Source organism: Corynebacterium accolens (assembly GCF_023520795.1).
Lineage (GTDB): Bacteria > Actinomycetota > Actinomycetes > Mycobacteriales > Mycobacteriaceae > Corynebacterium > Corynebacterium accolens.
This window is the reverse complement of sequence record NZ_CP046605.1, coordinates 1-23,134: the sequence shown is the minus strand read 5'-3', so window position 1 is coordinate 23,134 and position 23,134 is coordinate 1. Positions and strand designations below refer to the sequence as shown.

The window sequence follows — 23,134 nt, the reverse complement described above, 5'->3', positions numbered from 1 at the left end:
TTCGCAGATTCTATTTAGAGGGCGTTGCGCACCACATCGCGGGCTTCCACCATGTTGCGCAGGGAGGTTTCGGTCTCCTCGTAACCGCGGGTCTTCAGGCCGCAGTCCGGGTTAACCCACAGGCGATCCAGCGGCACGTTCTTGAGCGCGGCGCGGATAAGCTCTGCCATTTCCTCCACGGAAGGCACGCGCGGGGAGTGGATATCGTAGATGCCAGGTCCAATCTCAGAGTGGAAGGTCTCATCGATATCCTCCAGCAGCTCCATGCGGGAGCGCGCAGCCTCAATGGAGGTGACGTCTGCGTCCAGGCCGGCGACGGCGTCGATGATCTGGCCGAACTCCGAGTAGCACAGGTGGGTGTGGATCTGGGTGGTGGGCTTGGCCTCGAGGGCTACCAGGCGGAAGGAACGCACTGCCCAGTCCAGGTAGGCCTTGCGGTCCTGCTCGCGCAGCGGCAGCAGCTCGCGCAGTGCTGGCTCATCGATCTGGATGATGTCGATGCCGGCTTCCTCCAGGTCGCGAACCTCGTCTGCCAAGGCCACACCCAGCTGGTCCGCGGATACGGACTGGTGCACGTCATCGCGGACAAAGGACCACGCCAGGATGGTGACCGGGCCGGTCAGCATACCCTTGACGTGCTTTTCCGAAAGCGACTGTGCAAACTTCGACCACTCGGTGGTCATGGCAGCCGGGCGGGAGATGTCACCCACAACGATTGGCGGACGGGTGCAGCGGGAACCGTAGGACTGTACCCAGCCGTTCTCGGTGGTAACGAAGCCATCGAGCAGCTCCGCGAAGTACTGCACCATGTCATTGCGCTCCGGCTCGCCGTGTACCAGGACGTCCAGGCCGAGGCGCTCCTGCAGCTCGATGACGGACTTGACCTCGTCCTTGAGGGCGGAGTTGTAGTCAGCATCAGAAAGCTCGCCCTTGCGGTGCGCGGCACGCGCCTGGCGGATTTCCTTGGTCTGCGGGAAGGAACCGATGGTGGTGGTCGGCAGCTCGGACAGGCCGAGCTCCTTCTGTGCTTCCTTGCGCTCGTTGAAGGCCGGCTCGCGCTTGACCTCGCCTTCCGGCAGCTGAGAGATGCGCTCTTGCACGGCGGCGTTGTTGATGCGCTCGGACTCGGCGCGGGTGCGCACGGCGCGGTCGCTGACGCTGTAGGCCTCTTCGGCCGCCTCTGGGCCCTGTACCAGGGCAACGACTTCCTTGACCTTTTCATTGGCGAAGGAGAACCACGGGGCGACATCGGCAGGCAGCTTGGACTCTGCCTCGACGGAGTGCGGCACGTGCTGCAAGGACACGGAGGTGGATACGGACAGCTCATCGATGCTGCCGGCCAAGTCCTCGTACTTGGAGCGCAGGTCGCGCAGGTTTGCGGCCCAGACATTGCGGCCATCGACAAGGCCGGCAACTACGTGGGTGTTCAGGTTCTTGACGCGCTCGAGGTAGCCCTCATCCAAGGCCAGGGTGCCGACGGAAAGGTCAACCTGAACGGCCTCTGGCTTGAGCTCTGCGATGACATCGAGGCCCTTGCGGGCAGAGCCGTACGGGGTGGTCAGGTAGACCTGTGGGCGCTCTTCTGCACCCAGGATGGCGGAGTATGCCTGCTTGGTATATGCAGCCAAGTCCTCATCGCTGGCGTTGGTCAGATCCGCCACGAGGGCAGGCTCTGCCAACTGGATCCACTCCACGCCAGCCTTGTGCAGCTTCGCGAGGACCTCCTGGTAGGCGGCAACGGCATCATCTAGGCGCTCAAGCGGGGCCTTGGCAGCACCCTCGGCCTGCTTGGACAGGGCCAACAGGGTAACCGGGCCAACGAGGTACGGGCGCACGGTGTGGCCTGCTTCGCGGGCTTCTTCTACCAGCTTGATAATGCGCTGTGGGTGCGCCTTAAAGGCGTGGTCATCGGCAATTTCCGGGACGATGTAGTGGTAGTTGGTGTCGAACCACTTGGTCATCTCTAGCGGCGCGGTGTCCTTATTACCGCGTGCCAGGGTGAACTCATCATCCAGGGTTTCACCGGCAACGGCACCGACGGTCAGTGCGGTTTCGAGCACCTGGTCGTAGTAAGCGACGTCCGCCGGGATGGCGTAGTCCTCGGTCAGGCCGAGGTCGCGCAGGCGGTTGTAGGTATCCAGGCGCAGCGAGTGTGCGGCGGACTCGAAGGTCTCCGCATCGATGCGGCCGGCCCAGTAGGACTCGAGCGCGCGCTTCAACTCGCGGTTGGCGCCAATGCGGGGATAGCCCTCAATTGTCGCCTTGGGGAAATTAGCGTTGGTCATTGTCTACTCCGATTCGGGTTAGTAGGTCGTGAGTATTGTCGGGATTGTTGTGGGTATATATATGGAGCCCGCTCGCCCCGCCAGCCACGATGTCGCGGGCTAGTTGGGCGGTCAGTTCCATGCCGGTTTCGTATTCTTCTTCTGGGGTTGTCGCTGCCGCGAGCGCCGACCGCACCCTTTCGGGCACGGCGAGCCCGGACAGCTCTCCCATTCGCTCCACCCGGCGCAGGCTGGTCATGGGCATTATTCCCGGAATAAGGGGAATATGCACCCCGACCAGTTGGGCCTTTTTGGTAAAACGCAGGTAATCCTGGGCATCGAAGAATAGCTGGGTAATGGCGAAGTCCGCGCCGAGGCGTTGCTTTTTGAGCAAGACGTCAAAATCTTCATCTTCGTTTTTAGATTCAACGTGCCCGCTGGGATAGCACGCGACTCCGACGGCCAGGCGGCCAGCGGCGAACCGCGCGGCTTGTTGCCTTTCCAATTGCCGGATGAGGCTTATCAATTCATCGGCATGCTGCGGATAGTACTCCGGCAAACCTTCCTCTGGCAGGTCCCCGCGCAGGGCCAGCAGGCCGCGGACACCGGCATCGACCAAGCGGTTGGTCCAGCCGATTAGTTCCGTGCGCGAACCAGCCGTACAGGCCAGGTGCGCAAGCGGGCGCATCGAGGTGGTGCGCGAAATCCGCTCGATAAAGGCCGTCGTCCCTTCGAGCCAACCGGACCGTTTGGAACTTGTCACCGCAATATAATCCGGGTGGTAGCTTTCCAAGGTTTCCAGCAAACGATCGATTTTGGCTTCATCGGCGTCATGGCGCGGCGGAATTACCTCGAAAGATAGCGCCAAACGCTCCGGCACCATTAACTCTTCTTCACTCATGGAATCCAATGGTGCTGACGCCGAAAATCGCGGGCTCATAGTCACCTCCTTTTCCCGATCTCAATTGCTGTCTGGAGGAAAACGTACCAAGCTGTTCAGTTTGCCGGGTAGCGCGCCGCTAATGGTATTACCTTTGCAGGCCCATAAACAGCGCGGTTAGCCAAAATCAGCGTGAATATTAATCCACCAATCTGAACCAAGCGGTCTATTTTATGGGTGATTCCACTCCCTGAATCACCCGCCAAAACAGTGGTGGGGTGCCAGGCTGGCCACTATGCTGGACGGGAAAGGACAGATAAATCTCATCTAAGGAGCACCTGCACTCATGAACCCCACCGCAGTGAATATGGCGTTGAAGACCGGTTCCAATCTATGGAAGCAATTGCGCGATTACCGGCAAGAAAAGTCCCGCGAAACGTATACCGCACTCGAAGAGGCTGCCCAGCAGATGCAAAAGGAAGACAATAGCGCCTTCGATGAGGCCCGCAAGCAGGCAGGCGCCGTTACCCAGGCCGCGCACTCCCGCCTCGAGCGCGCCCTAGAGGAATTCAATAACTACCGCGAAGACGCCGTCGAGCGTTTCGATGAGGCCAAAAAGGAAGCCACGAAGAAGGCAAAGAAGGCCCGCAAGCAGGCCAAGAAGAAGGCCACCAAGGCGGCAAAGAAGCAGACCAAGAAGGACAAGAAGTCTTCCAAGTTCTGGACCGTTGCCGGAATCGTTGCCCTGCTCGCCGCGGCAACCGGTGCGATTTACGCTTGGCTGCGTTCCAATGACAAGCCTTCCCAGACCCCACCGCGCGTGGATGACTACCGCGGTGGCACCCAAAACGCCGCCCCAGATTCCACCTTGGTCTACACCTCCACCAGCGAAGCTAAGCACGAAGCCGATTCGGACCTCGCCGAAGAGGGCGCTGTGCGCGATGAGGAGCTCTTGGGGTCCATCGATGAGCAGCTGGCTAAGCACCGCGAGGAAGAAGAGGCCGCCGCGGAGGAAGCGGATACCACCCGCATCACCGATGATCACCAGAGTGAAGGCAAGCACCGCCTGCAATCTGACGAGCAGTAGTTCCTTTCGCACCCCCGCGGTGGGGTGCAGTAGGCGTTGCCTAGATCTCATTGCTTTGCCTATTTAAAAATCTCCTGCTTGAATTCACCCATTAAGGCTTTCTACAAGGAGATAAACAATGAGCTTTGAGTCTCTCACCGTCAAGCTCAAAGACGGTTCAACGTACTATTTCCCCGCAGGCCCAGTAACCGATGATCCCTCCCCGCGCGTGGATAACCTCCGCTTTGCCATCGATAACGGCGCTACCTTCCGCTCCGTTGACGAATCCGGTGAAATGCGCGAATTCAACGGCGCGGACGTGCATAACTACCACTTGGCTTAACTAGCCCGGCGGATTCTTCATATATCCTGGGGATTATGGAAATTCGCGCGACACAAGAATCCGATCGCACTTATATAGCTCGCCTCAACTTCCTGACCGATACCTTCGGCGATGAACGAGGCGAGCTTTCTTCCGGTTTTGCCGACGATTTTTCCTTCTACGTGGAAAATTGGGAGCCCAACCAGGGAGGTTTCATCGCTTGGGAGGACCTCGTGCCCGCCGGCGGTGTGTGGCTCAATTGGGGCACCGAGGACAATCACGGTTACGGGTTCGTGGAACCGGCCATCCCAGAATTTGCCATCGCGGTAGAAAGCCGCTTTGCGGGCCAGGGCATTGCCACCGCGCTTATCGATGCCGCCATTTCCCTCGCCCAGACCCTCAAAGCGCCCGGCATTTCCTTGGCCGTTCACCCCGATAACCCGCGTGCGCAGGGGCTTTATGAACGCTTGGGCTTCGAGCATGTAGGTGTGTACGCCGAGCATTACATCATGGTCAAGCGCTTTTTATAACCCTATGCATGACTAAAGTCCGGATTCTTTGACCAGAATCCGGACTTTTCCTGTGGAGCATAGGAGAATCGAACTCCTGACCTTCTGCTTGCAAAGCAGATGCTCTACCAATTGAGCTAATGCCCCAGTGGCTTGTACTCTACTACTGCAGCCGCTCATTCCAAAAATGCCGATGAAACCGCGCCACAGTGTTTTACTTCTATCACTTTTATCACACGCGGTTTATCCCGTAATTCCCTTCGCAGTAGAGTAGGCTGGCTAATCGTGCCCATCTGTCCTCGTTCCTAGGAAAAGTATGCGTCGTCTTCTTACCTCCGCGCTCACCGTGCTCGCCACCGCTGCCCTTCCCGCCTGCGCCAATGCGCAATTCCTCGAAGGCACCCCAAAAGTAGCCGGGTCCTCAGAACCAAATATCCAGTCCGCGGTTTCTGAGATTCAGACCGATATTCAAAGCCGCATCGACAGCACCCGCGCGCAGGCACAGGATCTTATTTCCTCGGTAGCGCCACAAGACGAGCCGCAGAATGAGGCTGCACCCGCACCGGATCCCCAGGCTGGGGCCGCACCGCAACCAGCCCCGCAGCCACAGGCTAACGGCGTCGATTGCCCAAATTGCGTGGCCCTGACCTTTGACGATGGCCCAAGCCCTTATACCAACCAGCTCTTGGATACCTTCAAGGCGAAAAACGCCCACGCCAGCTTCATGGTGCTAGCGGATCACGCCTACCAGTACCCCCAAGCGCTCCAGCGCATGCAGGCAGAAGGTCACACCATTGGCAATCACACCAAGACCCATCGCCAGCTCAACCAGCTAGCTTACGGCGATATTGCCCAAGAAATCGACGCCGGCAATGCGGCGATCCGCAATGCCACCGGACAAAATCCGAAATGGCTGCGCCCGCCCTACGGTGCCACCAATGAGACGGTTGACCAGGTAGCCAGGGATAAGGGCTTGTCGCAGGCCCTATGGAACGTGGATACCTTGGACTGGAAGATCCGCGACTCGCAGCACGTCTGCAATGCCGCCGTCCAAGATGCTAACCCAGGCTCCATCGTCTTGATGCACGATATTCACCCGACCACCGTTAACGCGGCCGAGTGCATTATCGATGGCCTGCGTGCCAAGGGCTTAGAGCCGGTCAGCCTCGATGAGTTGCTGCGCACCCCGGTTGACGGAAAGCGCTACTACGCCCGTTAATGATTGACTTTTCCCGCACTGCTGATGTCGTAGCCCCGCAGCTCCTTGGCTGCGTCATCACGCACGCTGGGGTGAGCATCCGCCTCACAGAAGTCGAGGCCTATTTGGGCACAGACGATGCCGCCGCCCATACCTTTCGTGGGAAAACCCCGCGCAATGCCGCCATGTTCGGCCCGCCCGGCCGGCTGTATGTGTATGCCTCTTACGGTATCCACCGCAATGTCAATATCGTGTGCGCGCCCGAAGGCGTGGGCCAAGGGTGCCTACTGCGCGGCGGTGAGGTGCTATCCGGGATCGATACCGCCTTTGCACGACGCGGCACCAGCGATTTTCATAACCTAGCCCGCGGCCCCGGGAACCTCGGAAAAGCTCTGGGAGCAACGCTGGAGGATAACCACCTGCCAGTGCAGCTTTCTGAGCGCGAGTCTGCACCGGAATGGGTGCGCGGCCCGCGCATTGGCATCTCCAAAAACCAGGATGCAGCCCTGCGGTTTTGGATTCCCTTTGATAAGACCGTCTCCGGCCGCCGCGGCTATCCCAAAAAATAATTAATAGCGGCCGCCATAGCGCTCGTCGGCTTCGATGGCTTTGATGATGCGCTCATTAATTTGGGTCATTTGATGGATCTGTGCGCGGGTCAGATTATCGATAACGGATCGGCGGGCCTGCTTGGCATGGCCTGGGGCGGTTTCTACTACCTTGTCCCAGCCGCTATCGGTGAGGTGCGCCATCGTCGTCCGCCCATCATTGGGGCAAGGACGCCGCACGACCCAACCCTGGCGCTCTAGGCGGGTGACAACTTGGCTCAGGCGGGACAGGGAGCCATTTGCGGTAATCGCAAGATCCCGCATGCGCATTTCATGGTTCTCGGCCTCTGATAGCCGTGAGAGCACCGTATATTCAAAGAAGCTTAGCTTGGCATCATCGCGCAGCTGCGCGTCTAGAATATTGGTGAGCCGGACATTCACGCTCATCAGGGACATGAATGCTGCTAGTTCATCCTCTTCCAGCCAAAAGTCGTCCCGCTCGGTCATGAGGATTATTTTAGCAACTGGACTTCAATTCTAAAATAATCCCAAGTATCCGGAGCCCCGTACCAGTTATCCGAGCCTGGACTGATCCGCCTAGTGGCTGGTGGGTGCCAAGCGAGCTGGGTCCAATTCGATCCGGCGCAACAACTGCGCATTGAATGCCACCACGATGGTCGATAGCGACATCAATACCGCACCGGCCGCCGGGGAAAGCACGACACCGATGGGTGCGAGTACGCCTGCAGCCAAGGGCACGGCGATGATGTTGTAGCCAGATGCCCAAATAAGGTTTTGGATCATCTTGCGGTAGCTAGCGCGCGACAAGGTGATCATTGAAAGCACCGACCGCGGGTCATCGCTGGCGAGCACGACCTCGGCGGATTCCATGGCGACATCGGTACCGGCGCCAATGGCGATGCCGACTTCCGCGCGGGCCAAGGCTGGGGCGTCGTTGACGCCATCGCCAACCATGGCCACGGCCAGGCTGCGCTCCTGTAATTCGGTGACCTTGGAGTCCTTGTCCTGCGGCAGGACTTCGGCAAAGACCTCGTCAATACCCAGTTCTTCGCCAACGGCCTCGGCGACCTGCGTGGCATCGCCAGTGATCATCGCAACCTTGACGCCCTGCTCTTGGAGGGCCTGTACGGCCGCGCGGGATTCGGGACGAATCTTGTCTTCGACCGCGAGAGCGCCAATGATCTGACCATCGCGCACGACATGCAGGACACCTGCGCCGCGCTGGGACCACTCTTCAACCTGCGCATCGAACACCCCAGGGGTGGCAAGCTCTAGCTCGCGCAGCATATTCGGTCCACCGACGAGGACCTCTGCCCCATCTACGGTGGCCTGGATTCCCCGGCCGGCGGCAGCACTGAAATCGGTGCTGTGCAGCTGCTCCTGGGATGCTTCCGCGTGGTCTTCGGCTGCCTTGACGATGGCGCGGGCCAACGGGTGTTCACTATCGGCCTCGGCCGCGGCGGCCACTGCTAGCAGCTGCCCCTCGCTGATGTCCTCAACGGTTGCGACACCGGTAACGGCATGAGCGCCTTCGGTTAGGGTGCCGGTCTTATCGAAGAGAACGGTGTCGATGGTGCGCATGCGCTCCAACGCCATACGTTCCTTGATGAGTACCCCAGACTGTGCGGCCTGCTCGGTAGAGATCGCAATGACCAGTGGGATAGCCAAACCGAGGGCGTGGGGGCAAGCGATGACGAGCACGGTAACGGTGCGTACCACGGCATCGCTTGGGCTCCCGATAATGGCCCAGACCACCGCAGTAATGAGGGCTGCGATTAGCGCAAACCAGAAGAGCAACGCTGCGGCGCGATCGGCAAGAGCTTGGGCGCGGGAGGAGGATTCCTGCGCCTCGGCGACCATGCTTTGGATACCGCCCAGGGCCGTATCTCCTCCGATGGCTTCTACCTGGACGCGGACGGTGTTATCGGTGGCCACCGTACCGGCGACCACGCGCTCACCTTTATCGCGGAAAACTGGGCGGGATTCACCGGTGATCATGGATTCATCGAATTCGGCTGAGCCTTTAACAATGGTGCCATCGGCAGGCGCCCGCGCTCCAGCGCGGACCAGTACTATGTCATCCACCGCCAGCTCAGAGACTGGCACGGTGTGGGCCTGCCCATCGATGATCCTCTCGGCTTCGTCAGGCAAAAGTTCTGCTAAGGCGTCCAAAGCGGAGGAGGCTGCGCCGAGTGCACGCATCTCCAACCAGTGGCCCAGCAGCATAATGACGACCAGCAAGGCCAGCTCCCACCAGAAATCTAGGTCGAATCCTCCAATCCCCAAGGTGGTGACCCATGAGGCGACGAACGCCACGGTAATAGCCATGGCGATAAGCAGCATCATCCCGGGCTGGCGGGATTTCAGTTCCGACCAGCCGCCTTGCAGGAACGGCGTGCCGCCATAGATGAAGATGATGGTGCCAAGCACCGGGGGAATCCAGGCTGAACCATTGAATTCGGGTACGCCGTAGCCGAGCAATTCTGCGACCATGGGGCTGAAGATGACGACCGGCACCGATAGCAGCAGCGACCACCAGAAGCGGCTGCGGAACATCGCCGCGTGATCGCCGTGACCGTGGCCATGCCCGTGCTCGTGACCGTGGTGGTCACCGTGAGAGTGCCCTTCGTGGCCGCCATGATCTGTGTGTTGCGTATGGTCCGCTTCCGCGGCCTGGTGAGCACCGGAATGCTTACCGTGTTGGTGAGAAGTACTCATAAAGTTCCTTTCTTCTCCTCCCTGCACCGAGAGGAGTCCTAGCGTCGGTGGAACACAGTGATGGTTACTCCCCCACCATATACCCCGGGGAGGTATATTTACAGGAACGAAAGGGGCCATTTTCGCATGAGAGGCGAAGTGGAGCTGCCGAGAAAGGCTCCCTACCTAATGGCACCGACCTGGACACACGAAAAAGTCCGGCTCCCTTAAGGAAACCGGACTGATGCTGTGGAGCATAGGAGAATCGAACTCCTGACCTTCTGCTTGCAAAGCAGATGCTCTACCAATTGAGCTAATGCCCCATTGTTCCGTGGTGGGCCTAGCTGGAATCGAACCAGCGACCTCATCGTTATCAGCGATGCGCTCTAACCGACTGAGCTATAGGCCCTTTAGCGGAACGAGATGTAACTTTACATACCACCCCGGAAAGAACACAAATCGGCAGCTCAAAGAGGTTTTTAAAGGCGCTCTTCGTGGGCCTAATGAGGACGCTACTTCGCGCTTAAAACTAGAAAAATGCCGGCAACGTGTGCTGCCGGCATTGTCTCTCACTCACAGTGGTCTAGATGTCCTCCAAGCTGACCTTTAGCCCGCCGAAGACATCCACGATGGCGTTATAGATCACGGCCATCAGCGGTGCGAGCAAGGTGAACAGGACGGCGAAAATAACGCCAATCAGCGCGCTGGCTGCGATCACCACGCCAAAGGTGACCTCAAAGCCGCCGCCGACGCCACCAACGAGGCTATTGACTGACTCCCAAATGCCCACCTGGTGCAAGCCGATGTACAGCAGGCACACGGCCAGCAACCACGCGATGAGTCCGACGAGTGACAGGGCCAGACCAACGCGAAACGCCGAGGTGGGCGAGATGTGGTGGATGGTTACGTCTCGTCGTTCCATGTCCTACTCCTCATCCTTGGAAGCATCGCTACCCTTGTGGTGCTCTTGCTGGACCTCATCGACGGTCTTTTCGCCCTTGGCCACAGCCTGCGCGTCTTCCTCACCATCTTCTTCAACATTGCGGTCGATGGCAAGCAATTCGACATCATCGGCAAGGTCAACCAAGCGCACGCCCATCGTGGCGCGCGAGGAGGGACGAATCTGGTTAACTTCGGTGCGAATAACCCCACCGGCGGAGGTAATGGCGAAGATTTCATCGTCCTTGTCAATGGAAATGGCGCCAATGAGCTTGCCGCGCTTCGGGGTGTACTTGAAGGTCATCACACCCAAGCCACCGCGGCCCTGCGGGGTGTATTCCTCAATGGCGGTGCGCTTGCCGTAGCCACCCGAGGTAGCAACGAGTAGGAACTCGCCGTCGTGGACGACGGACATCGCCAGCAGCTGGTCATCGCCGCGGAAGCGCATGCCCTTCACGCCGGCAGTAGCGCGGCCCATGGGGCGCAGCTGGTCGTCATCGGCAGTAAAGCGAATGGCTTGGCCCTGCTCAGAGGTCAGCAGGATGTCATCGCCCTCAGAAACGAGCTGGGCACCGATGAGCGCATCGCCTTCGTTGAGGTTGATGGCGATAAGCCCTGCGGAACGAGCGGACTCGTAATCGGTCAGGCGCGACTTCTTCACGCGGCCCTGCTGGGTGGCCAGAACCAGGTATGGCGCATCCTCGTAGGACTGGATCTGAATGACCTGGGCGATCTTTTCCTCCGGCTGGAATTCCAACAGGTTGGCCACGTGCTGGCCGCGGGCAGCGCGGCCGCTCTCCGGTAGCTCGTAGGCCTTCAAGCGGTAGACGCGGCCAAAGTTGGTAAAGAACAGGATCCAGTCGTGCGTGGAGCAGACGAAGAAGTTTTTCACAATGTCATCTTGCTTGAGCTCCGCACCGCGCACGCCCTTGCCGCCACGCTTTTGTGACTTATAGGTATCGACCTTGGTGCGCTTGGCATAACCCGTAGCGGTGATGGTGACCACGACGTTTTCGCGGGCAATGAGGTCTTCATCGGTGACCTCGCCGGAGGCAGGCAGGATCTCGGTGCGGCGCTCGTCGCCGTACTTTTCGACGATCGCCTCCAGCTCATCGTGGACGATCTGGCGCTGGCGCTCCTCGTGGGCGAGGATGTGCTTGAGGTCTGCGATCTCTTCTTCGATTTCTGCCAATTCATCGACGATCTTTTGGCGCTCCAGGGCGGCCAGGCGGCGCAGCTGCATCGCCAGGATGGCATCGGCCTGGATATCGTCGACATCGAGAAGCTCCTTCAAGCCCTCGCGCGCCTCATCAACAGTGGGCGAACGGCGGATCAGGGCGATGACCTCATCCAACATATCCAGCGCCTTGACCAAGCCGCGCAAGATGTGCGCGCGCTTTTCGGCCTCATCCAGGCGGTACTGGGTGCGGCGAACGATGACCTCAATCTGGTGCGCAACATAATTGCTCAGCATCTGATCCAGGCGCAGGGTGCGCGGTACGCCATCGACGATGGAAAGCATATTAGCGCCGAAAGAAGTCTGCAGCTGGGAGTGCTTGTACAGGTTATTGAGCACCACGCGGGCGACAGCATCGCGCTTCAGGGTCACAACAATGCGCATGCCCACTCGGTCAGAGGACTCATCTTCGATCTTGGAAATGCCGGCGATCTTGCCGTTGGCTACGGACTCCGCGATATTGGAGATGAGGTTATCGGGGTTGACTTGGAACGGCAGCTCCGTGATCACGATGGTCTGCCGGGAACCGGATTCCTCGATGGAGGTGACACCGCGCATGCGGATGGAGCCGCGGCCGGTGGTATATGCATCCTTAATGCCCTGATCGCCCACGATGAGGCCGGCGGTGGGGAAATCCGGGCCCTTCACGCGTTCCATGCAGGCCGCGAGCGCGGCATCCTCATCCGCGTCTGGGTTCTCCAGCAACCAATAGATGGCCGAAGCCAACTCATTGAGGTTATGCGGCGGGATATTGGTGGCCATGCCCACGGCAATTCCGCCGGAACCATTCATCAAAAGGTTAGGCACGCGGGACGGCAGGACGTCCGGCTCGCTGGTCTTGCCATCGTAGTTGGGCGAGAAGTCCACGGTATTTTCGCGGATATCGCGGACCATTTCCATGGCCAACGGGGTGAGCTTGCACTCGGTATAACGCATTGCGGCGGGGCCGTCGTTACCGCGGGAACCGAAGTTACCCTGGCCATCGACAAGCGGGTAGCGCATATTCCAGGACTGCGCCAAGCGCACCAAGGTGTCATAGATGGCCGAGTCACCGTGTGGGTGGAATTGACCCATGGTGTCAGAGACCGGGCGCGCGGATTTCACGTAGCCGCGCTCGGGGCGGTAGCCCGAATCGAACATGGCGTAAAGAATGCGGCGGTGTACCGGCTTTAGGCCATCGCGCACCTCAGGCAGCGCGCGGCCCACAATGACGGACATGGCGTAGTCGATATAGCTCGACTCCATCTCCTCATTAATGTCAATAGGAAAAATCCGATCAAAAAGATCGTCGTTATTGTCACTCATAAGGCCAAATTCTACCTTCTCCGGGCTTTATCGGCCTTATTTGCCGCACCGGTGGTATCACTGTGGTATCACTGGGGCATGGCAATGACATTGCGGCTTACCGCAGAACAAGATCACGCCCTTACCCTCTTGGCCTCCGCGCAAGGCACCTCCAAGCACGAGGCGGTGGTGCGTGCCATCGTGGCGGCGGCCTCGCGCACGCTTGCCGATGCCCACGTGCAAGCCACCGCCCGCGATCTCCTCCCCGGTCGCGCGGACCTAGAAGCCGAAATCCGCAGGGCGCGGAAGACCCAGTCTTGAGCCCCGAACAGCTGTACCTAGTGGCCCAAGAGTTTTGCGCCCGCTTTAATCTCCGCATCATCAACTATTCCGCCTTGGTGGCCGCTGCGGCTGCCAGCACCGCGCGCCTGGAGGGCATAGCCATTCACGGCGATGAGCGGCAGGCCGCTCGAGCCATGGCGGAGGTTTTGGAAACGGTGCCAGCGTTAAACGCTGGAAATCAGACCTTCGCGCAGTACTGCGCCCGCGTCTATATGGCCACTAAATTCGCGTAAAGTATGGCACCATGTCTCACCTTTCTACCTTGATGCATGGATCCACCCGCACCGAGTTCATCGCCGAGTGCGGGGATCTCATTGAAAAAGTCGCCTCCGCCCAATCCGGCATTTCTGGCATGGCCATTAAAGGCGGATTGGCCGCCGCCAAAAAAGCCGATGCCAACGTCGTCCCCAAGGCGCTGGAACGGATCTTGCCGGATGTCCTCGATGCCCTGGATCCGCGGTGGCAGGACTTTGCGGAAAGCGGGAAGGATGATTTCGGCGCCTTCCTTGAACCGCGGCAAGAAGAGGTCAGCGATGAAATTATGAATATCGCAGATAAGCACGTAGAAAAGGTGAACTCCGCCGCACTGCGCAAACCCTATAATTCCCTGCGCGGCAAGGCCACCAAGATCTTAAGCCCGGAAGTTCCTGCATTCGGCCGCATAGTACAAAAGCACATGTAAATAAATAGTTTCCACCGGTTTTCCTGCGGTTGAAGGTTTTCTGGACTGCGGAGTATAAGTGTGGAAGTGAATTATTCCCCGCATCATAAATCGTCGGCATCAGAAGCAAACCGTACCGACTACCCCGCCGGCCAAGACCCCGCCCGCTGGCGGGTTCTTATTATTGTGCTGGTCACGGTGTTCATGTCACTAATTAGCGTGTCCATCGTGAACGTGGCGCTGCCGTCGATTCAGTCTGGGCTTGGTGCCACGGATTCGGATGTGCAATGGGTGCTGTCTGGTTATGCGCTTACCTTCGGCGTGGTCCTCGTCGCCGCCGGGCGCGCCGGCGATCTCGTGGGACGCGGGGGCATCTTCCTCCTCGGCATCGCCGTCTACACCATCAGCGCCGCCGTCGCGGGTTTCGCGCCGAATGCGCATTCTCTGAATATCGCGCGTTTTGTGCAGGGTGTTGGCGCCGGATTGCTGAACCCTCAGGGAGTGGGAATGATTCAGCAATACTTCCGCGGGGAAGAGCGCGGCCGCGCCTTTGGATACTTTGGCGCCACCGTGGGAATCGCGGTGGCTATCGGCCCGGTACTGGGTGGCTTCCTCATCAAGATCGGCGGCCCTGATCACGGGTGGCGGCTGACCATGTTGGTCAATGCCCCGATCGGCCTGCTGGCCATCATCCTGGGCCTCATGTGGTTCCCACGCCCGCTGTTTTCCCGCGTCCGCGATGCCGCGGGCAATAAGCTGGGCATCTTCAAGGCGCTGGCCACCCTGGATCCCATCGGCGCGCTCATCCTTGGTGCCGCGGTCTGGTGTATCCTCTTTCCCTTCATGGACTCCACGGGGTCCCCGGCCGTGTGGTGGCTGCTTCTGGCAGGTGCCGTGCTCATTGGCGTGTGGGTGCTGTGGGAGCGCCACCACAAGGCCACCGGCCACCCGCCGATGGTGGATCTCAATATCTTTGCCACCTCGAGCTTCCGCAATGGCACCATCATCGCCACGTTGTGGTTTATGGGCATTACCAGCATCTGGGTGCTCGTTGCGTTGTACTTCCAAAATGGACTGGGCTACTCCGCCCTGGCAGCCGGCTCGGTGGGTATTCCGTCCGCGCTCCTCAACTCCATTACCGCTACCATCGCGGGCCGCAAGATCTCGCGGTACGGGCGCATAGTGGTCATCATCGGCATGCTGACCACTATCTTCGGCCTCTTCACAACCGTCGTCTTTATTTGGGGCACCACGCATTGGGGAATGAACGAATGGTGGCTCATCCTCTCCTTGGCATTTATCGGGCTTGGCCAGGGTGCCGTGGTCTCGCCTAACCAAACCCTGACCTTGGCGCAGGTACCAGACAACTACGCCGGTTCCTCCGGCGCGGTCCTGCAAACCGGCCAGCGCATCGGCACCGCCATTGGCCTAGCCGTCATTACCGCCATCGTCTTTGCCATGCTCCAAAGCACCTCCGGAGATTGGCCCGTATCCATCATGACCGGCTTTGGCGTCATCATCGCCGTCTGTCTGGTGTCCTTGAGCTTTGGGTTTGCTGATCAACGCTCTTCTCGCAGCTAAACCTCTCCCCATAGTTAGAGCCCACCGTGGAATTATTCACGGTGGGCTCTATTGCTCTAGCCACTGCACCCACAAGGCTAGGCCAGCGGTTTAGATATCCAGGAAGCGGACATCCTTCGCGCGGCGGGTAATGAAGGAGCGGCGAGCGGCCACGTCATCTCCCATGAGGATGGAAAACAGCTCATCGGCGCGCTGCGCGTCTTCCAGATCCACGCGGCGCAACAGGCGCGTGGAAGGATCCAGGGTGGTCTCCCAAAGCTCGGAGGCGTTCATCTCGCCCAAGCCCTTGTAGCGCTGGATGCCGTCATCCTTGTTGATCTTGCGGTTTTGCTCCAGGCCTTCCGCCAGCAGCTTATCGCGCTCGTCATCAGAGAAGGCGTAGCCAGGCGTGCCCTTGGACCACTTCAGCTTGTAGAGCGGCGGGTTAGCCAAGTACACGTGGCCATCCTCAACCAACTGCGGCATAAAGCGGAAGAGCAAGGTCAACAGCAGCGTGGCGATGTGCTGGCCGTCCACGTCGGCATCGGCCATCAGCACGATCTTGTCGTACCGCAGCTTCTTGATATCGAATTCCTCGTGGATGCCTGTGCCCAGCGCGGTGATGATGGCCTGGACCTCGGCGTTCTTTAGGACCTTATCCATGCGGGCCTTTTCCACGTTCAGGATCTTGCCGCGCAGGGGCAAGATGGCCTGGAACATGGAGTCACGGCCGGCCTTCGCGGAACCGCCCGCAGAGTCACCCTCCACGATATAAAGCTCCGAACTCCGCGGATCCTTAGAGCGGCAATCCGCAAGCTTGCCGGGCAGTCCGCCCAAGTCGGTGGCGGACTTGCGGCGCACCATCTCGCGCGCCTTGCGCGCTGCCATGCGGGCATGCGCCGAGGAGACGGCCTTATTGATAATGGCCTTTGCCTCTGCCGGGTTGGCATCAAACCAGTCATTGACGTACTCGTTAACCGAGCGCTGCACAAAGCCCTTGATCTCGGAGTTGCCCAGCTTGGTCTTGGTCTGGCCCTCGAACTGCGGGTCGCCCACCTTGACCGAAATGACGGCGGCCAAGCCTTCGCGGCAGTCATCGCCAGAAAGGTTGCCGTCCTTGTCCTTGATGAGCTTGTGCTCCTTGGCATAGCGGTTCATCAAGGAGGTCAAAGCTGCGCGGAAGCCCTCTTCGTGCGTGCCGCCCTCGTGGGTATTGATGGTATTGGCAAAGGTGTGCACGGACTGCTTGTAGCCCTGGTTCCACTGCAAAGCCACCTCGACCTCGTGGTCCTCGCCTTTAGCCTCGAAGGACACGATGGTGGGGTGAATGGCGCTCTTGGACTTATTGAGGAATTTTACGTAGTCCGTCAGGCCCTCCGGGTAGTGGAAGGTGATCTTCTTGCGGCGCTTCTTATCGGCCTTGGTGACGTTCTTGGAGTCGGCTTCCTCGTTGAAGGTATCGCCGGCATCTGGCACATCATCAAAGGAGGTCTCATCCGCGCTCGCCTCACCGGATTCCGCATCGGCGATTTCCTCGAGCTCGATCTGCTCTTGGGTCACGCGCTCATCAATAAGCTCGATGGTCAAGCCCTTGTTCAGGAAGGCCATCTCCTGTAGGCGGCGCGCAATGGTGTCGTAATCGAACTCGGTGGTTTCAAAGATCTCCGGATCCGCCCAGAAGCGAATCTTGGTACCGGTGCCGCGGGCGTTACCGCCTTCTACAAGGTCATCCGGAATGGCGTTCTGGAAGTTTTGGTACCAGTGCTTGCCCTCACGCTTGATCTCCGCCTCCACGCGGGTGGATAGGGCGTTGACCACGGAAATGCCGACGCCGTGCAAGCCGCCGGAAACGGCATAGGAATCGGAGTCGAATTTACCGCCGGCGTGCAGCTGCGTCATGACCACCTGGACGGTCGGCGCACCGGAGGCGTGCATCTCCACCGGGATACCGCGGCCATTATCGATGACCTCGACGCCGCCATCTTCCAAGAGCTTGACGGTAACTTTGTCCGCGAAGCCTGCCATGGCCTCATCGACGGAGTTATCGACGATCTCCCAGATAAGGTGGTGCAAACCGCGCGATCCGGTAGAACCGATGTACATACCGGGGCGCTTGCGGACGGCCTCTAGACCTTCCAGGATCGTAATTGATCCAGCATCATATGCGTGTTCTTCAGCCACGGATTCGTGCTCTCCTTTTGGCTATAGCTAATTCTAAGACTTTCACTATTCTACACGCATACCCCCTACTGAATGACACCCCACACCGGCCAGAGGTAGCTATGTGGCGCGCTCTGTGGTTATTTATCTTTTAAACGGCAGAGCTAACCTGCGCCTATCAGCCACTTATCAGCCGTAGGTATCTTGCGATCCCTGCGGTTTCACCCACTGCCGACCCTCGTAATTGCGCTGCTGCCGCGGGCCATGGATCCGCAGTTCAGCGATGACATCGGGGCCGAGCCGGTCCGCAATTTTGCGCAGGATTTCCCGCTGCAGGTAGCGCAGTTCCGTGGCCCAAGTGGAGTTATCGCAGGAAATGTAGACGATCTTGTCCTTGATTTTTTGCGGCTGCGTATGGGCGGCAATGCGCTCGCCCACCAGGCTTTCCCAATTCCCCATCACCCAGCCGTGCGCTAATTCATGCTCCCAGCCGCGGTGGGAAATCTCCTTTTTAATCTGTGCGCCCAGGCTCGGCACATCAATCTTTCGCCGCGGCCTCCTGCCATCGGCGCCGGTAGGCCTGCCCACCTGGTAGCCGCGATAGTTCTGCTGTTGGGCATCCGCCAAGGAGGGCACCGGCATCTTCGGCACTGGGCGCGTAAGCTTTGGCGGATTCTTCGAGGTAGAGCGCACCAACCGGAAGTATTGGGTAACGGGATCCGTGCGCTGCGTGCCGGTGTCCCCTTCTTCCTCACTCATGCTTCTTCCTCGCTAGCCTCTCCTGCTGTTGCTTCCGTGTGCAGGGTGGAAATGCGCCCCTGGTCCGTATCTTCCACTCCTACCCGGTAACGCACGATGGGCTCCAGGTTATCCGGTAAATCCTCATCCACCGCGGCGGTGATAAGCACCTGTTCTGCCGTGGCGGCGAGGTGAACCAGCTGGGTGCGGCGCTTGGCATCGAGCTCGGCAAAGACGTCATCCAAGATGAGGACCGGATCTGATCCCCCTTCTTCGCGCAGGAGCTCAAACTCCGCCAAGCGCAGGGCGATGGCATAAGACCAGGTTTCGCCGTGGCTGGCAAAACCCTTGGCCGGCTGATCCCCCAGGTGGAGCACGAGATCATCGCGGTGCGGGCCCACCAGAGAGATGCCGCGCTCGATCTCGCGCTGCCGGGCAGAGGCCAGCTCGGTCAGCATGACGGCCTCCAGCACCTCGCGGTCAGAGGTATCAATGGTGGATTTATACTCCACGTGCGCAGGCCTCGACTCCGGTGCGAGGCCGGCATAGGCGGCGGGAATGTGGTCCAAGAGGGCATCGACAAGCGCAAGGCGCGCCGCAATAACCTGTGCGCCTAAGCGTGCGAGCTGGGCATCCCACGTATCCAGCGTGGACAGCGCCGAGGCGCCGTCGCTATCGCCATAGCCGCGCCGCAAGCTTGCCGATGCCGACTTCAACAACGCATTGCGCTGCTTTAATACCTTGTCATAATCCGCCTTAACCCCAGCTAGGCGCGGGGTGCGCGAGGCAATGATGCTATCGAGATACGCGCGGCGCCCCGCGGGCTCACCGCGCACCAAGGCCAAATCCTCAGGAGAAAACAGTACCGTTTTCACCACGCCGAGTAGCTCGCGCGGGCTGCGCAGCCTGGTGCGGTTAATCTGCGCCTGGTTGGCGGCATGGGGTTGTATCAGCAGGTGAGTGGTTAATTCGCGCCCCTGGTTGACGGCAGTAAGGGACACCCGCGCGCTCTGCGCGCCCTGGCGCACCAGCGGCGAATCATGGGAGACGCGGTGGGAAGACAGGTGGGCGGTATAGCCCACGGCTTCCACGATATTGGTCTTGCCAAAGCCATTGCGGCCCACAAACAGAGTAATCCCTGGGCCCAGCTCAAGCTTTAGTTCGGGCCATGAGCGAAAATCCCGAACATCGAGATCCCGTATAAACATTAACCTGGCAGGCGAACCGGCATTAAGAGGTAGGTGAAGTTGGTCTGCGGCGTGGGGAAATTGCCATCCTCATCCGCTTCCGGCAGTTCCTCTGGCTCCGGGATCATGATGGCGGGGCGGGAAGGCTCCGTAAACCCGAAGACCACGCGATCGGTGTTGATGACCGCCAGGCCGTCCTTCAAATAGCCCGGGTTGAAGGCGATGAGGAATTCATCGCGGCCATGGAACGCGCACGGCAGCGTCTCGGTGGCATTACCGGCATCGGCGCCGGCGGACAGGGTGACCTGGCCATCGGCAAATTCCATGCGGATCTGCGCATTGCGGTCCGTCAGCAGGGAAACGCGGCGAATGGCCTCTTGCAGCGGCGCTACCTCAACGGAGGCAATATTCGTGTGCGACTTCGGAAGCAGGGGCTGGACGTTTGGGAAATCCGCATCCAGCATGCGCGTAGTGGTTTCTCGGTTATCCGCGTGCAGGCCAAATAGGCCATCGGCGCCGATATTATCCCCGGAACCCACCGCGATCTCGATGGGAATATTCAAATGCGGATCCAGGCTGCGGCCGGTATCTTGCAAGGTCTTTGCCGGGACCAGGAGCTTTGCTTCTACATCCTCAGCGGCCGGCTCCCACTCCAGGGTGCGCATGGCCAAACGGAAGCGGTCCGTTGCCGTCATCTCAATATCCTTGCCGTGGATATCCATGTGCACGCCAGTGAGCATGGGCAAGGTGTCATCCTTGCCGGCTGCGGCCGCCACCTGCTGGATGGCCTCTGCGAAGAGCTGCGGTTGGATCGTGCCGGTGACCTCAGGCAGGACTGGCAATTGCGGGTAATCATCGAGCGGGATGAGCGGTAGCTCGAAGCGGGAGGACCCACAAGTAACCAAAGCCTTGGAATCTACCTGGGAGATCTCAACTTCCTTATTGGGCAAGGTAGCCACGATATCGGAAAGCAATTTACCGGCAACGGCGATCTGGCCGGGCTCATCCACCATGCCGGCGATGCGCACCTTGGTAGAAACCTCGTAATCAAAGCCGGTGAACTCTAAGCCGTTGTCATCAGCGGTGATGAGCATTGCGCGCAGTACCGGCTGAGTGACCTTGGAAGGCAGGCTGCGGGCAACCCACGCTACGGCGTTGGCAAGGTCATCTTTGGCAACGCGAAATGACACGGCTTCATCCATGGTGCGAAGAGCTCCTCTTTGGCGGGGTAGGAATGTGTAACTTTCAAAAGCTGGCTTCCAACTTACCGCATCCGGTGAACCTTGTAATTTTCCCTCCGCCCGTCCGAGCCAGCGCCGCGCGCTCGGGACCGGGCACAATTTCACACATCCCCTTTCTACTTACAAGATCAGAGAAATAATTTAGTAGTAGTAATAAGCGCTGTGGGATCTGTGATCAACGGGGTAAATGACAAGTTCAGCGCGGCGATTCGGGGTGTGCCAATTCTTGTGATCTTGCTGTGATCAATTGGCCCGGAGTGTGGATAAATAAGCGGGTCATCGTTTTATCCACAGCCTGCACTAGTTTTCCACGGATCTGCACACAGTGCTGATCACAGGAGCGTCTGTGCTGGATAGGGCCTGTGGAATTTAAAACTGTGAGCAAAATCTACAAATTACATACATGAAATTACACAGGTGTGGATAACTCTGTGGATAGCTGTTTATGCGGTCTTTGCAGGGACATAACCGCTGGTAGGCGGCGGTGGAAGGTGGGGGCATCGGCAAGCGCGGCGCCTGCTTACAAAAATGGCGCCTTCCTGTTATTTAAGGAAGACGCCACCGGGTGGTTCGTTTGATCTAGGCGCGACCGCGATTCTTGATGCGCTGGGTCAGGGACTGGATCTCGTCGTAGGTATTGCGCTTTTCAGTCATCTCTTTGCGGATCTTGCGATCGGCGTAGATCACCGTGGTGTGGTCCTTGCCGCCGAATTGCTCGCCAATCTTGGGCAGCGATAGCTCGGTCAATTCGCGGCAGAGGTACATCGCCAGCTGGCGGGCGTGGGCCACCGCGCGCTTCTTGCCGGCACCGCGCAGAGTTTCTACATCAATATCGAAGTATTCCGCGGTGACCTCCATGATGGAGGCCGCGGTAATTTGCCTGTCAGCAGAATCCGGCGCGAGATCGCGCAACGCAATTTCTGCCATTTCCACGTTGATCGGCTCATTGACCAGGGAGGAGTACGCGGATACGCGAATGAGCGCGCCCTCGAGCTCGCGGATGGAAGACTCGAAGCGCGAGGCGATGAGCTCCAGTACGGAGCGGTCCACCTCAGTGCCATCGGCGGCGGCCTTCTTCATCAAAATAGCGATGCGGGTTTCCAGGTCAGGCGGTTGAATATCCGTAATCAACCCGCCCTCAAAGCGGGTGCGCAGGCGGTCTTCCAGCGTGGTGAGCTGTTTTGGCGGCCGGTCCGAGGACAAAATGATCTGTTTATTGGCCTGGTGCAGCGCATTGAAGGTGTGGAAGAACTCCTCCTGCGTGGATTCCTTGCCCTCTAAGAACTGGATGTCATCCACCATCAAAATATCGAGGTTGCGGTAGCGCCGCTTGAAGGATTCCTGGCGGTCATCGCGCAAGGAATTAATATAGTCATTCGTAAATTCTTCCGAGGACACGTATTTCACGCGCAACCCTGGGTGTAGCACCTGTGCGTAGTTGCCGGCGGCATGCAAAAGGTGCGTTTTGCCCAGTCCAGAACCGCCCCAGATAAATAGCGGGTTATAGGCGCGGGCGGGATTTTCCGCCACCGCTACTGCCGCGCCATTGGCAAAACGATTCGAAGAACCGATGACGAAGCTTTCAAAAGTGTGCTTCGGGTTTAGCGAGGTTTCCCGGTTGGGATCGTGCGCTGGGGCCTCCCGGGGAATGCGCGCGGCATTCGCAGACCCGCCAAATTCTGGTTGCTGGCGGTTATAGTCCTGCTGGCTGGTGTAGTGCTCCGCCAATTCATCCAGGCTTGCCGGGGCATGGCTGGAGCGCCAATTAGGCGGGGTCTGACCTGCGGTGGAGTTGTTGTTTCCGCGGGCTGCTGCTGCATCCGTTTGCTGGGGGCGAGAGACGTAATTGTGCGCAGAGGAAGAATCGGTCTGCGCCGGTGGCATGTGCTGCGCCTGCGGGTTGGGTTGGGAGGAAGGGGTCTGCGTGCTTGCCGATGCCCCTCCCAGTGCCGGCCCCGAATTCGACGGGTTAGCCGGCGGTTGTGGCTCCTGTGGGGTAGCCAAGGTGACGGCGAAAGAACACGGGCGACCAAGGTGGCGGGTAAGGGCCTTGGAGATGTATCCGCCGAGTTCATTTTCTACAACTTCTTTGGCGTTGACATTTTCTGCTGCGACAAGCGTGTAGCCTTCCACCATCATGATCGGGCGAACCAACTGCAGGTAGAGGCGTTGCGTATGCGAAAAGCTCGGGACCTCAGAGTTGGGCTGTTCGGATTGCGCGAGCAGATCATCGACGATCGCGCGCCACACAGCTTCTAGGTTCGCTTGTGGTTCAGTCAC

At 59.2% G+C, this 23,134-nt stretch carries 20 protein-coding genes and 3 tRNA genes; 9 read left to right on the top strand and 14 right to left on the bottom strand.

What is annotated here, in order from left to right; translation table 11 throughout:
• Positions 1-14: 14 nt before the first annotated feature.
• Positions 15-2,285, bottom strand: coding sequence for a 5-methyltetrahydropteroyltriglutamate--homocysteine S-methyltransferase (metE, locus tag CACC_RS00115; protein ID WP_005276052.1), 2,271 nt, complete (start codon positions 2,283-2,285; stop codon positions 15-17).
• The gene (locus tag CACC_RS00110; protein WP_035108211.1) at positions 2,272-3,204 is read right to left on the bottom strand and encodes a methylenetetrahydrofolate reductase; all 933 of its coding nucleotides are present in this window, start codon (positions 3,202-3,204) and stop codon (positions 2,272-2,274) included. Before CACC_RS00110 ends, metE begins: the two co-directional genes overlap by 14 nt.
• A gap of 286 nt (positions 3,205-3,490) precedes the next feature.
• Here CACC_RS00110 and CACC_RS00105 point away from each other — a divergent pair, with 286 nt between their 5' ends.
• The 3 genes from CACC_RS00105 to CACC_RS00095 all read left to right on the top strand — a co-directional run bounded on the left by CACC_RS00105 (position 3,491) and on the right by CACC_RS00095 (position 5,062).
• Entirely contained in the window at positions 3,491-4,231 is a 741-nt protein-coding gene (locus tag CACC_RS00105) for a hypothetical protein (RefSeq protein WP_005276048.1), read from the top strand.
• A 118-nt stretch (positions 4,232-4,349) separates the two neighbouring features.
• Positions 4,350-4,553 (top strand): hypothetical protein, encoded by a 204-nt coding sequence (locus CACC_RS00100; protein ID WP_005276046.1) that lies wholly within the window; start codon positions 4,350-4,352, stop codon positions 4,551-4,553.
• A gap of 35 nt (positions 4,554-4,588) precedes the next feature.
• Positions 4,589-5,062 carry a GNAT family N-acetyltransferase gene (locus CACC_RS00095; RefSeq protein ID WP_005276043.1) on the top strand — a complete coding sequence of 158 codons (474 nt, stop codon included), beginning with the start codon at positions 4,589-4,591 and terminating at the stop codon, positions 5,060-5,062.
• A 53-nt stretch (positions 5,063-5,115) separates the two neighbouring features.
• Here CACC_RS00095 and CACC_RS00090 read toward each other — a convergent pair.
• Positions 5,116-5,188: transfer RNA gene (locus tag CACC_RS00090), tRNA-Ala, on the bottom strand.
• 169 nt (positions 5,189-5,357) lie between these two features.
• Between CACC_RS00090 and CACC_RS00085 the strand changes: the two genes are divergently transcribed.
• Both CACC_RS00085 and CACC_RS00080 read left to right on the top strand, forming a co-directional pair.
• Entirely contained in the window at positions 5,358-6,260 is a 903-nt protein-coding gene (locus CACC_RS00085) for a polysaccharide deacetylase family protein (RefSeq protein WP_005276040.1), read from the top strand.
• Positions 6,260-6,808: a DNA-3-methyladenine glycosylase gene (locus CACC_RS00080; protein ID WP_035108208.1), complete on the top strand. Its 549-nt coding sequence runs from the start codon at positions 6,260-6,262 to the stop codon at positions 6,806-6,808. The genes CACC_RS00085 and CACC_RS00080 overlap by 1 nt, the downstream gene beginning before the upstream one ends.
• Here the strand turns inward: CACC_RS00080 and CACC_RS00075 are convergent, their stop codons facing one another.
• The 6 genes from CACC_RS00075 to gyrA all read right to left on the bottom strand — a co-directional run bounded on the left by CACC_RS00075 (position 6,809) and on the right by gyrA (position 12,986).
• On the bottom strand, positions 6,809-7,294 hold the full coding sequence (locus CACC_RS00075; RefSeq protein WP_005276035.1) for a MarR family winged helix-turn-helix transcriptional regulator: 486 nt from the start codon (positions 7,292-7,294) through the stop codon (positions 6,809-6,811).
• Between the two features lie 90 nt (positions 7,295-7,384).
• Positions 7,385-9,526 (bottom strand): heavy metal translocating P-type ATPase, encoded by a 2,142-nt coding sequence (locus CACC_RS00070; protein ID WP_081445464.1) that lies wholly within the window; start codon positions 9,524-9,526, stop codon positions 7,385-7,387.
• Positions 9,527-9,755: 229 nt separating this feature from the next.
• Positions 9,756-9,828, bottom strand: a tRNA-Ala gene (locus CACC_RS00065).
• Between the two features lie 9 nt (positions 9,829-9,837).
• Positions 9,838-9,914 (bottom strand) — tRNA-Ile (locus tag CACC_RS00060).
• Between the two features lie 174 nt (positions 9,915-10,088).
• The gene (locus CACC_RS00055) at positions 10,089-10,427 is read right to left on the bottom strand and encodes a DUF3566 domain-containing protein (protein ID WP_005276027.1); all 339 of its coding nucleotides are present in this window, start codon (positions 10,425-10,427) and stop codon (positions 10,089-10,091) included.
• Between the two features lie 3 nt (positions 10,428-10,430).
• Positions 10,431-12,986, bottom strand: a complete 2,556-nt coding sequence (gene gyrA / locus CACC_RS00050) for a DNA gyrase subunit A (RefSeq protein ID WP_005276024.1) — start codon at positions 12,984-12,986, stop codon at positions 10,431-10,433.
• Positions 12,987-13,064: 78 nt separating this feature from the next.
• Between gyrA and CACC_RS00045 the strand changes: the two genes are divergently transcribed.
• From CACC_RS00045 to CACC_RS00030, 4 genes are read left to right on the top strand one after another with little or no spacing between them, the layout of a single operon-like run.
• On the top strand, positions 13,065-13,286 hold the full coding sequence (locus CACC_RS00045; protein ID WP_005276020.1) for a hypothetical protein: 222 nt from the start codon (positions 13,065-13,067) through the stop codon (positions 13,284-13,286).
• Positions 13,283-13,540 (top strand): hypothetical protein, encoded by a 258-nt coding sequence (locus tag CACC_RS00040; protein ID WP_005276018.1) that lies wholly within the window; start codon positions 13,283-13,285, stop codon positions 13,538-13,540. The genes CACC_RS00045 and CACC_RS00040 overlap by 4 nt, the downstream gene beginning before the upstream one ends.
• 11 nt (positions 13,541-13,551) lie before the next feature.
• Positions 13,552-13,989 carry a DUF6918 family protein gene (locus CACC_RS00035; protein WP_005276015.1) on the top strand — a complete coding sequence of 146 codons (438 nt, stop codon included), beginning with the start codon at positions 13,552-13,554 and terminating at the stop codon, positions 13,987-13,989.
• A 60-nt stretch (positions 13,990-14,049) separates the two neighbouring features.
• Positions 14,050-15,549, top strand: coding sequence for an MFS transporter (locus tag CACC_RS00030; protein ID WP_005276013.1), 1,500 nt, complete (start codon positions 14,050-14,052; stop codon positions 15,547-15,549).
• Between the two features lie 90 nt (positions 15,550-15,639).
• On the opposite strand, the gene gyrB is transcribed toward CACC_RS00030, so the two are convergent.
• The 5 genes from gyrB to dnaA form a co-directional block, all read right to left on the bottom strand.
• Positions 15,640-17,709: a DNA topoisomerase (ATP-hydrolyzing) subunit B gene (gyrB, locus tag CACC_RS00025; protein ID WP_023028034.1), complete on the bottom strand. Its 2,070-nt coding sequence runs from the start codon at positions 17,707-17,709 to the stop codon at positions 15,640-15,642.
• Between the two features lie 168 nt (positions 17,710-17,877).
• Positions 17,878-18,447, bottom strand: a complete 570-nt coding sequence (locus tag CACC_RS00020; protein ID WP_005276009.1) for a DciA family protein — start codon at positions 18,445-18,447, stop codon at positions 17,878-17,880.
• On the bottom strand, positions 18,444-19,634 hold the full coding sequence (gene recF / locus CACC_RS00015) for a DNA replication/repair protein RecF (RefSeq protein WP_005276008.1): 1,191 nt from the start codon (positions 19,632-19,634) through the stop codon (positions 18,444-18,446). The genes CACC_RS00020 and recF overlap by 4 nt, the downstream gene beginning before the upstream one ends.
• A complete protein-coding gene (gene dnaN / locus CACC_RS00010; protein ID WP_005276004.1) occupies positions 19,634-20,815 on the bottom strand; it encodes a DNA polymerase III subunit beta in 1,182 nt (393 codons plus the stop codon). The genes recF and dnaN overlap by 1 nt, the downstream gene beginning before the upstream one ends.
• A gap of 618 nt (positions 20,816-21,433) precedes the next feature.
• Positions 21,434-23,134 carry a chromosomal replication initiator protein DnaA gene (dnaA, locus tag CACC_RS00005; RefSeq protein ID WP_035108206.1) on the bottom strand — a complete coding sequence of 567 codons (1,701 nt, stop codon included), beginning with the start codon at positions 23,132-23,134 and terminating at the stop codon, positions 21,434-21,436.

Excerpts from the sequence above, each read along its gene's own strand:
- metE (WP_005276052.1), bottom strand. The coding sequence starts at position 2,285 with ATGACCAACGCTAATTTCCCCAAGGCGACAATTGAGGGCTATCCCCGC.
- CACC_RS00110 (WP_035108211.1), bottom strand. The coding sequence starts at position 3,204 with ATGAGCCCGCGATTTTCGGCGTCAGCACCATTGGATTCCATGAGTGAA.
- CACC_RS00105 (WP_005276048.1), top strand. The coding sequence starts at position 3,491 with ATGAACCCCACCGCAGTGAATATGGCGTTGAAGACCGGTTCCAATCTA.
- CACC_RS00100 (WP_005276046.1), top strand. The coding sequence starts at position 4,350 with ATGAGCTTTGAGTCTCTCACCGTCAAGCTCAAAGACGGTTCAACGTAC.
- CACC_RS00095 (WP_005276043.1), top strand. The coding sequence starts at position 4,589 with ATGGAAATTCGCGCGACACAAGAATCCGATCGCACTTATATAGCTCGC.
- CACC_RS00085 (WP_005276040.1), top strand. The coding sequence starts at position 5,358 with ATGCGTCGTCTTCTTACCTCCGCGCTCACCGTGCTCGCCACCGCTGCC.
- CACC_RS00080 (WP_035108208.1), top strand. The coding sequence starts at position 6,260 with ATGATTGACTTTTCCCGCACTGCTGATGTCGTAGCCCCGCAGCTCCTT.
- CACC_RS00075 (WP_005276035.1), bottom strand. The coding sequence starts at position 7,294 with ATGACCGAGCGGGACGACTTTTGGCTGGAAGAGGATGAACTAGCAGCA.
- CACC_RS00070 (WP_081445464.1), bottom strand. The coding sequence starts at position 9,526 with ATGAGTACTTCTCACCAACACGGTAAGCATTCCGGTGCTCACCAGGCC.
- CACC_RS00055 (WP_005276027.1), bottom strand. The coding sequence starts at position 10,427 with ATGGAACGACGAGACGTAACCATCCACCACATCTCGCCCACCTCGGCG.
- gyrA (WP_005276024.1), bottom strand. The coding sequence starts at position 12,986 with ATGAGTGACAATAACGACGATCTTTTTGATCGGATTTTTCCTATTGAC.
- CACC_RS00045 (WP_005276020.1), top strand. The coding sequence starts at position 13,065 with ATGGCAATGACATTGCGGCTTACCGCAGAACAAGATCACGCCCTTACC.
- CACC_RS00035 (WP_005276015.1), top strand. The coding sequence starts at position 13,552 with ATGTCTCACCTTTCTACCTTGATGCATGGATCCACCCGCACCGAGTTC.
- CACC_RS00020 (WP_005276009.1), bottom strand. The coding sequence starts at position 18,447 with ATGAGTGAGGAAGAAGGGGACACCGGCACGCAGCGCACGGATCCCGTT.
- recF (WP_005276008.1), bottom strand. The coding sequence starts at position 19,634 with ATGTTTATACGGGATCTCGATGTTCGGGATTTTCGCTCATGGCCCGAA.
- dnaN (WP_005276004.1), bottom strand. The coding sequence starts at position 20,815 with ATGGATGAAGCCGTGTCATTTCGCGTTGCCAAAGATGACCTTGCCAAC.